At 58.9% G+C, this 12,424-nt stretch carries 13 protein-coding genes; 11 read left to right on the forward strand and 2 right to left on the reverse strand.

Annotation, left to right across the window (positions count from 1 at the left end; translation table 11 throughout):
* The first annotated feature begins 100 nt into the window (after positions 1-100).
* Positions 101-1,237, forward strand: a complete 1,137-nt coding sequence (locus tag HX793_RS05255) for an acyl-CoA dehydrogenase family protein (RefSeq protein WP_177094963.1) — start codon at positions 101-103, stop codon at positions 1,235-1,237.
* A 112-nt stretch (positions 1,238-1,349) separates the two neighbouring features.
* Here HX793_RS05255 and HX793_RS05260 read toward each other — a convergent pair whose 3' ends face one another.
* Positions 1,350-2,390 (reverse strand): NADP(H)-dependent aldo-keto reductase, encoded by a 1,041-nt coding sequence (locus HX793_RS05260; RefSeq protein WP_122723722.1) that lies wholly within the window; start codon positions 2,388-2,390, stop codon positions 1,350-1,352.
* A 248-nt stretch (positions 2,391-2,638) separates the two neighbouring features.
* Here HX793_RS05260 and rplM point away from each other — a divergent pair, with 248 nt between their 5' ends.
* The 8 genes from rplM to HX793_RS05300 all read left to right on the forward strand — a co-directional run bounded on the left by rplM (position 2,639) and on the right by HX793_RS05300 (position 8,436).
* Complete coding sequence (rplM, locus tag HX793_RS05265; RefSeq protein ID WP_003188508.1) at positions 2,639-3,067, forward strand: 50S ribosomal protein L13; 429 nt, start codon at positions 2,639-2,641, stop codon at positions 3,065-3,067.
* A 14-nt stretch (positions 3,068-3,081) separates the two neighbouring features.
* Positions 3,082-3,474, forward strand: coding sequence for a 30S ribosomal protein S9 (gene rpsI, locus HX793_RS05270; protein WP_002555064.1), 393 nt, complete (start codon positions 3,082-3,084; stop codon positions 3,472-3,474).
* A gap of 266 nt (positions 3,475-3,740) precedes the next feature.
* On the forward strand, positions 3,741-4,334 hold the full coding sequence (gene petA / locus HX793_RS05275; protein WP_016976232.1) for a ubiquinol-cytochrome c reductase iron-sulfur subunit: 594 nt from the start codon (positions 3,741-3,743) through the stop codon (positions 4,332-4,334).
* Positions 4,334-5,545, forward strand: coding sequence for a cytochrome b (locus tag HX793_RS05280; protein WP_003188526.1), 1,212 nt, complete (start codon positions 4,334-4,336; stop codon positions 5,543-5,545). Before petA ends, HX793_RS05280 begins: the two co-directional genes overlap by 1 nt.
* On the forward strand, positions 5,545-6,324 hold the full coding sequence (locus HX793_RS05285) for a cytochrome c1 (protein ID WP_010213166.1): 780 nt from the start codon (positions 5,545-5,547) through the stop codon (positions 6,322-6,324). The genes HX793_RS05280 and HX793_RS05285 overlap by 1 nt, the downstream gene beginning before the upstream one ends.
* Before the next feature lie 149 nt (positions 6,325-6,473).
* Positions 6,474-7,091 (forward strand): glutathione S-transferase N-terminal domain-containing protein, encoded by a 618-nt coding sequence (locus HX793_RS05290; protein WP_016971566.1) that lies wholly within the window; start codon positions 6,474-6,476, stop codon positions 7,089-7,091.
* Between the two features lie 17 nt (positions 7,092-7,108).
* Positions 7,109-7,528, forward strand: coding sequence for a ClpXP protease specificity-enhancing factor (locus tag HX793_RS05295; protein ID WP_016976231.1), 420 nt, complete (start codon positions 7,109-7,111; stop codon positions 7,526-7,528).
* A 158-nt stretch (positions 7,529-7,686) separates the two neighbouring features.
* The gene (locus tag HX793_RS05300; protein WP_016976230.1) at positions 7,687-8,436 is read left to right on the forward strand and encodes a FadR/GntR family transcriptional regulator; all 750 of its coding nucleotides are present in this window, start codon (positions 7,687-7,689) and stop codon (positions 8,434-8,436) included.
* Positions 8,437-8,539: 103 nt separating this feature from the next.
* Here HX793_RS05300 and HX793_RS05305 read toward each other — a convergent pair whose 3' ends face one another.
* Positions 8,540-9,697 (reverse strand): phospholipase, encoded by a 1,158-nt coding sequence (locus HX793_RS05305; protein WP_177050259.1) that lies wholly within the window; start codon positions 9,695-9,697, stop codon positions 8,540-8,542.
* Positions 9,698-9,931: 234 nt separating this feature from the next.
* Here HX793_RS05305 and kdgD point away from each other — a divergent pair, with 234 nt between their 5' ends.
* Positions 9,932-10,843 carry a 5-dehydro-4-deoxyglucarate dehydratase gene (kdgD, locus tag HX793_RS05310; protein WP_177050258.1) on the forward strand — a complete coding sequence of 304 codons (912 nt, stop codon included), beginning with the start codon at positions 9,932-9,934 and terminating at the stop codon, positions 10,841-10,843.
* Positions 10,844-10,897: 54 nt separating this feature from the next.
* The gene (locus HX793_RS05315; RefSeq protein WP_049710003.1) at positions 10,898-12,343 is read left to right on the forward strand and encodes an aldehyde dehydrogenase family protein; all 1,446 of its coding nucleotides are present in this window, start codon (positions 10,898-10,900) and stop codon (positions 12,341-12,343) included.
* The last annotated feature ends 81 nt before the right edge of the window (positions 12,344-12,424 follow it).

Genomic DNA, 12,424 nt, shown 5'->3' on the forward strand with positions numbered 1-12,424 from the left:
ATCGTCTTATTTTTTGTCGCATGTGTCCAGTGTCCCGTGCTGCCTTCGCGGCATAGTCTCTGTGGGTTCGTCCTTGTCCGACAATCCACGCAGGTGACCCATGATTCCCAGAACCTTGTTCAGCCCGGAACACGAACTCTTCCGCGAGAGCGTGCGCACCTTCCTCGAAAAAGACGCCGCGCCGTTCCATGGGCAATGGGAGAAACAGGGCTACATCGACCGGGGTTTGTGGACCAAGGCAGGGGAGGCGGGGATGCTGTGCTCCCACCTGCCAGAAGAATATGGCGGGCTGGGTGCGGACTTTTTGTACAGCGCGGTGGTGATCGAGGAGATCAGCCGGCTGGGGCTGACCGGCATCGGTTTTTCACTGCATTCGGATATTGTTGCGCCATATATCCTGCATTACGGCAGTGAGGCGTTGAAACACAAATACCTGCCCAAGCTGATCTCCGGTGAGATGGTCACGGCCATTGCCATGACCGAGCCGGGCGCTGGTTCCGATCTGCAAGGCGTGAAGACCACCGCAGTGCTGGAGGGTGATGAGTATGTGATCAACGGCTCCAAGACCTTTATCACCAACGGTTACCTGGCGGAGCTGGTGATCGTCGTCGCCAAGACCGATCCCAAGGCCGGCGCCAAGGGCACCAGCCTGTTCCTCGTGGAAGCCGACACGCCGGGCTTCGACAAGGGCAAGCGCTTGGAGAAGGTCGGCATGAAAGCCCAGGACACATCAGAGCTGTTCTTCCAGGATGTGCGGGTGCCCAAGGAAAACCTGTTGGGCCAAGCGGGCGCGGGCTTCGCGTATCTGATGCAGGAGTTGCCTCAGGAGCGGCTGACGGTTGCGATCGGCGCTCTGTCATCCGCCGAGGCGGCGCTGGGATGGACCCTGGAATACACCCGAGAACGCAAGGCGTTCGGCAAGGCGATTGCGGACTTCCAGAACACGCGCTTCAAGCTGGCGGAGATGGCCACCGAGATTCAGATCGGTCGTGTATTCGTCGACAAGTGCATTTCGTTGCATCTGGAAGGCAAGCTGGATGTGCCCACGGCGGCGATGGCCAAGTACTGGGCCACGGACCTGCAATGCAAGGTGCTCGATGAGTGCGTGCAGTTGCACGGCGGTTACGGCTTTATGTGGGAATACCCGATTGCACGGGCGTGGGCGGATGCGCGGGTGCAGCGGATTTATGCGGGGACCAATGAGATCATGAAGGAGATTATTGCGCGGGCGCTGTGATCATGTGGTGCTTTTGAGGGCGCCATCGCAGGCAAGCCAGCTCCCACATTTGACGGTGTTCACAAATCAAAATGTGGGAGTGGCTTGCCTGCGAAAGCGGTCTACAGATCAATCAAGGAGCAGGGTTCGGGTGGTCCTTCTGAATCGCCTCAATCCCTTCCAATACCTCTTTCGACAGTTTCAGATCCGCACTGGCAATGTTGCTATCCAGTTGCTCCAGCGACGTGGCACCAATGATATTGCTGGTCACAAACGGCTGCTGCGTCACAAACGCCAATGCCATCTGCGCCGGGTCCAGGCCGTGCTCCCGTGCCAACGCCACATAACGGCTGCACGCCGCTTCAGACTGCGGGTTGAAGTAGCGGCTGAAGCGGCTGTATTCGGTCAGCCGTGCCTTGGCCGGGCGCGCACCGTTTTCATACTTGCCGCTGAGCATGCCAAACGCCAGTGGCGAATACGCCAGCAAACCGCACTGTTCACGGATCGCAACTTCCGCCAGGCCCACTTCAAAGCTGCGGTTGAGCAGGTTGTAGGGGTTCTGGATCGACACTGCGCGGGTCCAGCCACGGGCTTCAGCCAGGGCCAGGAATTTCATGGTGCCCCACGGCGTTTCGTTGGACAGGCCGATGTGGCGGATCTTGCCGGCCTTCACTTGCTCGTCCAGCGCTTCGAGGGTTTCTTCCAGCGGGGTGAGGTCGTCTTCGTCCTTGTGCTTGTAGCTCAGTTGGCCGAAGAAGTTGGTGCTGCGTTCCGGCCAGTGCAGTTGGTAGAGGTCGATCCAGTCGGTCTGCAGGCGTTTGAGGCTGGCATCCAGGGCGTCGACGATGTGCTTGCGGTTGTGGCGCAGGTGGCCATCGCGGATGTAGTCGATGGTGTTGCCGGGGCCGGCGATCTTGCTGGCCAGGATCCAGTCGGCGCGGTCGCCACGGCTTTTGAAGTAATTGCCGATGTAGCGTTCGGTGGTGGCATAGGTGTCGGCCTTGGGCGGCACCGGGTACATTTCGGCCGTGTCGAGGAAGTTGATCCCCGCGCCCTTGGCCCGCTCGATCTGCGCGAAGGCCTCTGCCTCGCTGTTCTGCTCGCCCCAGGTCATGGTGCCCAAGGCTATCGCGCTCACGTTCAGATCCGTACGGCCCAGCTGTCGATAATCCATCGGGTACTCCTTCAGGGAAAACAATCATAAAAGCAGGTTGAATTTTTTTTCGCAATCTGCATAATTGCCCACCTCTTTCTGCAGTGGAAGTGATGCGCCGCCTGCCGAAGAATCTTGCCGTTGAACGGACGCGCCGACCCGAGCCCCCGATAGCGTCTGTATCCGGCTGCCTTTGACTTGTCAAAGTACGCACTATTCAGTAAGATCCGCCGTCTAATTTACAGGGCGGCCCCTGAGGCTATTAAAGAATGACAACTTTTACTGCAAAACCGGAAACAGTTCAGCGCGACTGGTTTGTCGTCGACGCCGCTGGTCAGACCCTGGGTCGTCTGGCCACTGAAGTCGCCAGCCGTCTGCGTGGCAAGCACAAGCCTGAGTACACCCCTCACGTTGATACTGGTGACTACATTGTCATCATCAACGCTGAGCAGGTTCGTGTAACCGGCAACAAAGCAAGCGACAAAATGTACTACCGTCACTCCGGTTTCCCAGGCGGTATCAAGTCTTCCAACTTCGAAGGCCTGATTGCCAAGAAGCCTGAAGCCCCGATCGAAATCGCGGTCAAAGGCATGCTGCCTAAGGGCCCACTGGGTCGCGATATGTTTCGCAAGCTGAAAGTCTATGCGGGCGCTGTACACCCTCATGCTGCTCAGCAGCCCCAAGAACTGAAGTTTTAACGGAATAGTTCATTATGTCGGCGACTCAAAATTACGGCACTGGCCGTCGCAAAACCGCAACCGCTCGCGTTTTCCTGCGTCCGGGTACTGGTAACATCTCGATCAACAACCGCTCCCTGGACAACTTCTTCGGCCGCGAAACTGCCCGCATGGTAGTTCGTCAGCCGCTGGAACTGACCGAGACCGTTGAAAAGTTCGACATCTACGTCACCGTTATCGGTGGCGGTGTAAGTGGTCAAGCTGGCGCAATCCGCCACGGTATCACTCGCGCTCTGATGCAGTACGACGAAACCCTGCGTGGCGCTCTGCGCAAAGCTGGCTTCGTGACTCGCGATGCTCGTGAAGTTGAACGTAAGAAAGTCGGTCTGCGTAAAGCGCGTAAGCGTCCGCAGTACTCGAAGCGTTAATTCGCTTTACGTTCCACAAAAACGCCCAGCCTCCTCACGGAGCTGGGCGTTTTTTATTGCCTGCGATTTATGCATAAAAATCGCCGTGACAACTTGCCACATCCGTAGACCCCCTATACTACAAGGCCTGGAGGCTGAGCTCCCGGCAATTCCCTTGTCAGACGTGGGGCTTTTCATTACCATTCGGCAAAATTTTTATAAGTAAAGATTCAACACTTAGTAGACGCCTGATTTAACAGGCCAAAAAGCTGATGGGAGAGGACTGAATGAGCAATGACGGCGTGAATGCAGGCCGGCGTCGCTTCTTGGTAGCAGCCACATCCGTGGTGGGTGCTGCAGGAGCGGTGGGGGCTGCGGTCCCGTTCGTGGGGTCATGGTTTCCCAGTGCCAAGGCGAAAGCCGCAGGTGCACCGGTGAAGGTGAATATCAGCAAGATCGAGCCAGGGCAGCAGATGATTGCTGAATGGCGCGGCCAGCCGGTCTTCATTGTTCGTCGTACTGAGGAAATCCTGGGGAATCTCAAAAAGATCGAAGGCCAGTTGTCTGACCCCAAATCCGAGAAGTCCGACCAACCCGCCTACGCCAAGAACGAAGTGCGTTCGATCAAGCCAGAGATCCTGCTGCTGGTCGGTCTCTGTACCCACTTGGGTTGCTCGCCTACCTTCCGCCCGGAAGTGGCCCCTGTCGATCTGGGCAAGGATTGGGTCGGCGGTTATTTCTGCCCGTGCCACGGCTCGCACTACGACCTTGCTGGCCGCGTCTACAAGTCCCAGCCTGCTCCTTTGAACCTGCCGGTTCCTCCGCACACCTACGAAACTGACGACCTCATTGTCATTGGCCTCGATAAGGAGAACGCGTGATGAGCAAGTTCATGGATTGGGTGGATGCGCGCTTCCCCGCCACTAAAATGTGGGAAGACCATCTCAGCAAATATTACGCGCCGAAAAACTTCAACTTCTTCTACTTCTTCGGCTCCCTGGCATTGCTGGTGCTGGTCAACCAGATCGTCACCGGCGTGTGGTTGACGATGAGCTACACCCCGTCGGCGGAAGAGGCATTCGCCTCCGTCGAGTACATCATGCGTGACGTCGAGTACGGCTCGATCCTGCGCCTGCTGCACTCTACCGGCGCGTCAGCGTTCTTTATCGTCGTCTACCTGCACATGTTCCGTGGCCTGCTCTACGGCTCGTACCAGAAGCCCCGCGAGCTGGTGTGGGTGTTCGGCATGCTGATCTACCTGGCGCTGATGGCCGAAGCTTTCATGGGGTATCTGCTGCCATGGGGCCAGATGTCGTACTGGGGGGCCCAGGTGATCATCTCGCTGTTCGGTGCCATTCCGGTGATCGGCAACGACCTGACCCAGTGGATCCGCGGTGACTACCTGATCTCGGGCATCACCCTGAACCGCTTCTTCGCCCTGCACGTGGTGGCCTTGCCGATCGTGATCCTGGGCCTGGTGGTACTGCACATCCTGGCGCTGCACGAAGTGGGTTCCAACAACCCGGATGGCGTGGACATCAAGAAGCACAAGGACGAAAACGGCATCCCGCTGGATGGCATTCCGTTCCACCCTTACTACACCGTGAAAGACATTGTCGGCGTGGTGGTGTTCTTGTTCGTGTTCTGCTCGATCGTGTTCTTTTTCCCGGAGATGGGCGGGTATTTCCTGGAGAAGCCTAACTTCGAACAGGCCAACGCCTTCAAGACACCTGAGCACATTGCCCCAGTCTGGTACTTCACGCCGTTCTACGCGATCTTGCGGGCGATCCCCGACAAGCTCATGGGTGTGATCGCCATGGGCGCGGCCATCGCGGTGCTGTTCGTGCTGCCTTGGCTTGACCGAAGCCCGGTCAAGTCCATGCGCTACAAGGGCTGGCTGAGCAAAATCTGGCTGTGGGTGTTCTGCATCTCCTTCGTGATCCTGGGTGTGCTGGGCGTATTGGCGCCGACCCCTGAGCGTACGTTGCTGTCGCAGGTCTGCACCTTCCTGTACTTCGCCTACTTCATTCTGATGCCGTTCTACACCCGGCTCGAGAAGACCAAACCGGTTCCGGAAAGGGTGACTGGCTGATGAAAAAGTTATTCGTTGCATTGATGCTTGCGGCCTTGCCGCTACTGTCCTTCGCTGCCGAGCATGGCGGGCCGGAACTGGAAAAAGTCGATATCGACGTGTCCGACAAGGCTGCCATGCAGGATGGCGCGCGCACCTTCGCCAACTACTGCATGGGCTGTCACAGCGCCAAGTTCCAGCGTTACGAACGGGTTGCCGATGACCTCGGCATCCCCCATGAAATGATGCTGGAGAAGCTGGTGTTCACCGGCGCCAAGATCGGCGACCACATGACCATCGGCATGAAGCCTGCAGACGCCAAGACTTGGTTCGGCGCAGCACCGCCTGACTTGACCCTGGTGGCTCGTGTACGCGGCACCGACTGGCTCTACGGCTACCTGAAATCCTTCTACGAAGACCCGGCGCGTCCGTATGGCGTGAACAACCGTGTGTTCCCGAACGTCGGCATGCCTAACGTTCTGGTCGGCCTGCAAGGCAAGCAAGTGGTAGGATGCAAGCAGATCCAGGTCGTTGAAGACGGCAAGAAGCAATACGATCCGTTGACTGGCACGCCTTTGACTCATGAAGCGTGCGATCAACTGAAGATAGAAACCCCAGGTTCGTTGACAGACGAGCAGTTCGACGAGAAGGTCAAGAACCTCGTGACCTTCCTGGCCTACTCGGCCAACCCGGTCAAACTGGAGCATCAGCGCATTGGTACCTATGTGCTGCTGTACCTGGCGTTCTTCTTCGTATTCGCCTACCTGCTCAAACGCGAATACTGGAAGGATGTGCATTGATCCAACCGTAAGCAATTGCTGTTAATCTTGCGCGCCCAGCGGCATCTCTGAATACGTAGCGACCTGGTTTAACCGGTTGTTACAGGGATGCTCTCTGGGCGCGCTCGTTTTTGAGCTTTCGATAATTTCAACAAGCGAGGAGGACCGCCATGGGCGTGACCAATCGGTTGGCCTGTTACTCCGACCCCGCCGACCACTATTCCCACCGAGTACGCATCGTGCTCGCAGAGAAGGGTGTCAGCGCCGAGATCATCAGTGTGGAGGCGGGCCGTCAGCCGCCAAAACTGATCGAAGTGAACCCTTACGGCAGCTTGCCCACCCTGGTCGATCGTGACCTGGCGCTGTGGGAGTCGACCGTGGTGATGGAATACCTGGATGAGCGTTACCCGCATCCGCCTTTGCTGCCGGTGTACCCGGTGGCGCGTGCCAACAGCCGCCTGCTGATCCATCGGATCCAGCGTGACTGGTGCGGGCTGGTGGATGTGATTCTGGATTCGCGTACAAAGGAAGCTGTTCGGGTGCAGGCGCGTAAGGAATTGCGCGAGAGCCTGACCGGCGTTTCGCCATTGTTCGCCGATAAGCCTTTTTTCCTCAGTGAGGAACAAAGTTTGGTGGATTGCTGCCTATTACCGATACTCTGGCGCTTGCCGATTCTCGGTATTGAACTGCCGCGGCCTGCCAAGCCGCTGCTTGATTACATGGAGCGCCAGTTTGCGCGTGAGGCTTTCCAGGCAAGTCTGTCTGGTGTCGAACGCGATATGCGCTAAGGCTTAAGGAGCCGCTGATGAACTCCAGTCGACCCTACTTGGTCCGCGCGCTCTATGAGTGGATTGTGGACAACGATTGCACCCCGCACATGCTGGTCAATTCCGAATTTCCTGCGGTTCAGGTACCGGAGGGTTTCGCCAGTGATGGGCAGATTGTGTTGAACGTATCGCCGAGTGCCGTGCGCCACCTGCACATGGACAACGAAGCCGTGAGCTTCGAAGGGCGTTTTGGCGGCGTGCCGCATACGCTGTTCGTGCCGATTGGCGCCATCCTCGGCATCTATGCCCGGGAGAACGGCCAAGGCATGGTGTTCGATCTGGAGTCGCCTTTCGAGGGTGACGAATCGATCGAAAACGAAGACGGCGATGATCAGCCGCCACCGGATTCCGAGCCACCGCGCCCCAGCGGCCGGCCGAGCCTGAAGGTGGTGAAATAACGCGCGTCTCTCTCGGGATGCGCTGAAAAAATGCCTCGACTTGTGTCGGGGTATTTTTTTGCGCGAAGGATAGGGATGAAAGTCGCGCCTGGACGGTGATCGTACAACCACCATGGGCTATGATGCGTGCTCAAGCTCACCGAGAAAGATGATCCATCATGGAAAACGCCAACACCGCCCCTCGTCTTCCCCGCAAGCGCCGCAGCCTTGCCCAGGAATTGGTCACGGTGTTGTCCGAGCAAATCCGCGACGGCCAGCTCAAGCGAGGCGACAAGTTGCCCACCGAGTCGGCGATCATGGACGCCCATGGGGTGAGCCGCACGGTGGTGCGTGAAGCCATTTCACGCTTGCAGGCGGCGGGGCAGGTTGAAACCCGGCATGGTATCGGCACCTTTGTGCTGGATACGCCGAGCCCGAGCGGTTTCCGTATCGACCCGGCCACTGTGGTTACTTTGCGTGACGTGCTGGCGATCCTGGAGCTGCGCATCAGCCTGGAAGTGGAGTCGGCAGGCCTGGCCGCATTGCGCCGCAGCGACGAGCAACTGGCCGCCATGCGTGCGGCGCTCGATGCCCTGAATGAAAGCGCGGCTCACGCCGGTGACGCGGTGGCCTCCGACTTTGCATTCCACCTGGAAATTGCCCTGTCCACCGGCAACCGCTACTTCACCGACATCATGACCCACCTGGGCACCAGCATCATTCCACGCACCCGCCTGAATTCGGCGCGCCTGGCCCATGATGACCAGCAGCACTACATGGGGCGCTTGAGTCGTGAGCATGAAGAGATTTATGAAGCGATTGCACGTCAGGACTCGGATGCGGCGCGGGCGGCCATGAGGTTGCATTTGACCAATAGCCGCGAGCGGCTGCGCCACGCCCATGAGGAGGCAGAAGCGCAGCGCGGTTGAAGGCTGCACCGACCTAATGTGGGACCCGGGCTTGCCCGCGATAGTGTCGCCTCGGTATGGCTGATGGACCGAGGTGCCTGCATCGCCGGCAAGCCGGCTCCTACTAGTTGGCGGGTTGGTTTGGCTTGTAGTCCTTGAGCAGCAGGTAAGTGCTCCACCCCCACCAATCATTCGTCCAGTGCTTGTCGTTCAGGTCATTCACGTCCTTGCGACGCAATACCTTGTCTCCCTCCGCCTTGAACAGCGGCGAAAAATTATTCGCCGGGTTCTGCGCCGCATTCAGGTCCGGCACATACAGCGGCGCCTTGAAGTTGGCCGGGGAGGGCGCGACACCGCTGATGAAGGTGTCGAAAATTTCAGCCGCCGAAGCCTGCACCGCACGTTTGACCTGCACCCGATTGTCCGCATCAATCGCGTCGAAGTAGCGTTTGTCCCCATACGCGTGCCATTGATCGCCCATGGCATTGCGCACCTTGAGCCCGAACTTGCTGTCTTCGTCATGCATGAAGCGGCTGATCAGCGAGCCCAACTCACCTGGCGTCACCACAGCTGCCAGTTGTTTACGCGGTACACGCAGATGGCCGGCCGAGAACAGATCGGTCAAAAAGTGATCAGCAAAACTGTTCATGGCGTACGCCAGTTCCAGCGCCTGGTCGGTGCCGGTCTGGTGCGCCACGACGGCTTGTTGCAGTGCCGCCGTGTGCCCCGCCAGATAGGCCGACAGCGCCCATTCGCCGAAGTGGTCGGCATTGTCCGCCGCCAGTTTCAGGTAACGTCCCAATGGAATCAGCGCCGAAACCGCGCTGCCGCCGCCAGTGATGCGGTTCCATTCCTCGGACAACGTATCACCCAAGGCGTCATAGGCTTCATGGGCTTGTTTTCCATCCTTGATCGCCTGCTTGACCGCAGTGATCTCCTTTTGCATCACCGCGAGGATCTTGTGCGCTTCTTCCCGCGAGGCGGGCAGTACGGCGAGAGTATTGAAGGCCGCGGTAAAGCGTTGGACGCGTTCGGCGGGGGAGGCGCCATCGCTGATCGGTTGACCGGGAATGCCATAGAAGTCGCCGCCCAGGGCGATCACTTGGCCATAGGTCAACGCCAGCCCGTTGGGCAGGTGCAACTCGACTTGATGGGCGGGAATCGCCGGGGCGTCCTTGACGAAGCGCAACAGGGTTTCATCGCCGATGGCCGTGTGTTCTCCGCCTTCGAAGCGCAGAGTCGGTGGGTTCTTTTCGGGTGCTGCGAGTTCAAGACCTGACATGTTAGCTCCTTGCTATGTCGTAGGAATCTTCCGTAATAACTGTATGTATATACAGTTAAATCGAGCATAGAGGAAAAAATTCCTGCGTCAAGAAGGCGCGCATTCAAAGCGCCCACAATGAAGTCTGATGAATTGCAGTTGACGAATCTTTTTATAGTTGTACGATGACGTACGACATCACCAAAACCAACAACAACCTTTCGATAGAAAGTCTTCGCCCAGGGTGTTCGAATAATGAATCCACAAGAACTGAAGTCCATCCTCTCCCACGGTCTGCTGTCTTTCCCGGTGACCGATTTCAACGCCCAGGGTGACTTTCACCAGGCGGGTTACATCAAGCGTCTGGAATGGCTGGCTCCTTACGGCGCTACCGCCTTGTTCGCTGCCGGCGGCACCGGTGAGTTTTTCTCCCTCGCTGCCAGTGAATATTCCCAAGTGGTGAAAACCGCGGTTGATACCTGCGCCACCAGCGTGCCGATCCTGGCCGGTGTCGGCGGCTCGACTCGCCAGGCCATCGAATACGCCCAGGAAGCCGAGCGCCTCGGCGCCAAAGGCCTGCTGCTGCTGCCGCACTACCTCACCGAAGCCAGCCAGGACGGCGTTGCCGCCCACGTTGAGGCTGTGTGCAAGTCGGTCAAGATCGGTGTGGTGGTCTACAACCGTAACGTCTGCCGCTTGACCGCGCCGCTGCTGGAACGCCTGGCCGAGCGCTGCCCGAACCTGATCGGCTACAAGGATGGCCTGGGCGATATCGAGTTGATGGTGGCGATCCGTCGCCGCCTCGGTGATCGTTTCAGTTACCTCGGTGGCCTGCCGACGGCAGAGGTTTACGCCGCTGCCTACAAGGCCCTGGGCGTACCGGTGTACTCCTCGGCGGTGTTCAACTTCATCCCGAAAACCGCGATGGACTTCTACCACGCGATTGCCAAGGACGATCACGCCACCGTTTCCAAGATCATCGACGACTTCTTCCTGCCGTACCTGGACATCCGCAACCGCAAGGCCGGGTATGCCGTGAGCATCGTCAAGGCCGGTGCAAAAATCGCCGGCTACGACGCAGGCCCGGTGCGCACGCCGCTGACCGACCTGTTGCCGGAAGAATATGAAGCCCTGGCCGCGCTGATCGACAAGCAAGGCGCGCAATAACTTATCAACAAGGCCGCTGAGAGATCAGCGGCCTTTTGCGTCAGGAGAAGATTCGTGTCCCAAGCTCAACGTTTTGATAACTACATCAATGGCCAATGGGTGGCCGGTGCCGACTATTGCGTCAACCTCAACCCCTCGGAGTTGTCCGATGTCATTGGCGAATACGCCAAGGCGGATGTTGCCCAAGTCAACGCCGCTATCGACGCAGCCCGCGCGGCATTCCCGGCCTGGTCTACGTCCGGGATCCAGGCGCGCCATGACGCCCTGGATAAAGTCGGCAGCGAAATCCTCGCGCGCCGCGAAGAACTCGGCACCCTGCTGGCCCGTGAAGAGGGCAAGACCCTGCCCGAAGCCATCGGCGAAGTGACCCGCGCCGGTAACATCTTCAAGTTCTTTGCCGGTGAGTGCCTGCGCCTGTCCGGCGACTACGTGCCGTCGGTTCGTCCGGGCGTGAACGTCGAAGTCACCCGTGAAGCCCTGGGGGTGGTCGGCCTGATCACGCCGTGGAACTTCCCGATCGCCATCCCCGCCTGGAAAATCGCCCCGGCCCTGGCCTACGGCAACTGCGTGGTGATCAAGCCGGCTGAATTGGTACCGGGCTGCGCTTGGGCACTGGCCGAAATCATTTCCCGTGCGGGCTTCCCGGCTGGCGTGTTCAACCTGGTGATGGGCAGCGGCCGCGTGGTCGGCGATGTATTGGTCAACAGCCCGAAAGTCGATGGCATCAGCTTCACCGGCTCCGTCGGCGTGGGTCGTCAGATCGCCGTCAGTTGCGTTTCGCGCCAGGCCAAAGTGCAGCTGGAAATGGGCGGCAAGAACCCGCAGATCATTCTCGACGACGCCGACCTCAAGCAGGCCGTCGAGCTGTCGGTGCAGAGCGCGTTCTACTCCACCGGCCAACGTTGCACCGCCTCCAGCCGCCTGATCGTCACCGCCGGGATTCACGACCAATTCGTCGCGGCGATGGCTGAGCGCATGAAGTCGATCAAGGTCGGCCACGCGCTGAAAAGCGGCACCGACATCGGCCCAGTGGTTTCCCAGGCGCAATTGGACCAGGACCTCAAGTACATCGACATCGGCCAAAGCGAAGGTGCGCGGTTGGTCAGCGGTGGCGGCCTGGTCACCTGTGACACCGAAGGCTACTACCTGGCCCCAACGTTGTTTGCCGACAGCGAAGCGGCCATGCGCATCAGCCGTGAAGAGATCTTCGGGCCGGTGGCCAACGTTGTGCGCGTGGCGGATTACGAAGCGGCGCTGGCCATGGCCAACGACACCGAGTTCGGTTTGTCGGCGGGCATTGCCACCACCTCGCTCAAATATGCCAACCACTTCAAGCGCCACTCCCAGGCCGGGATGGTGATGGTCAACCTGCCGACCGCCGGTGTGGACTACCACGTTCCGTTCGGTGGCCGTAAGGGTTCATCCTATGGGTCGCGTGAGCAAGGTCGCTATGCGCAAGAGTTCTACACCGTGGTGAAGACCAGCTACATCGGTTCGTAACTCGCAGCCCCCTATGACGGGGGCTGATTCCCTGTAGGAGCGAGCTTGCTCGCGAAAAACGTCAACGAATACGCGGACATT

It is taken from the genome of Pseudomonas reactans, assembly GCF_013387025.1.
GTDB classification, from domain to species: domain Bacteria; phylum Pseudomonadota; class Gammaproteobacteria; order Pseudomonadales; family Pseudomonadaceae; genus Aquipseudomonas; species Aquipseudomonas reactans.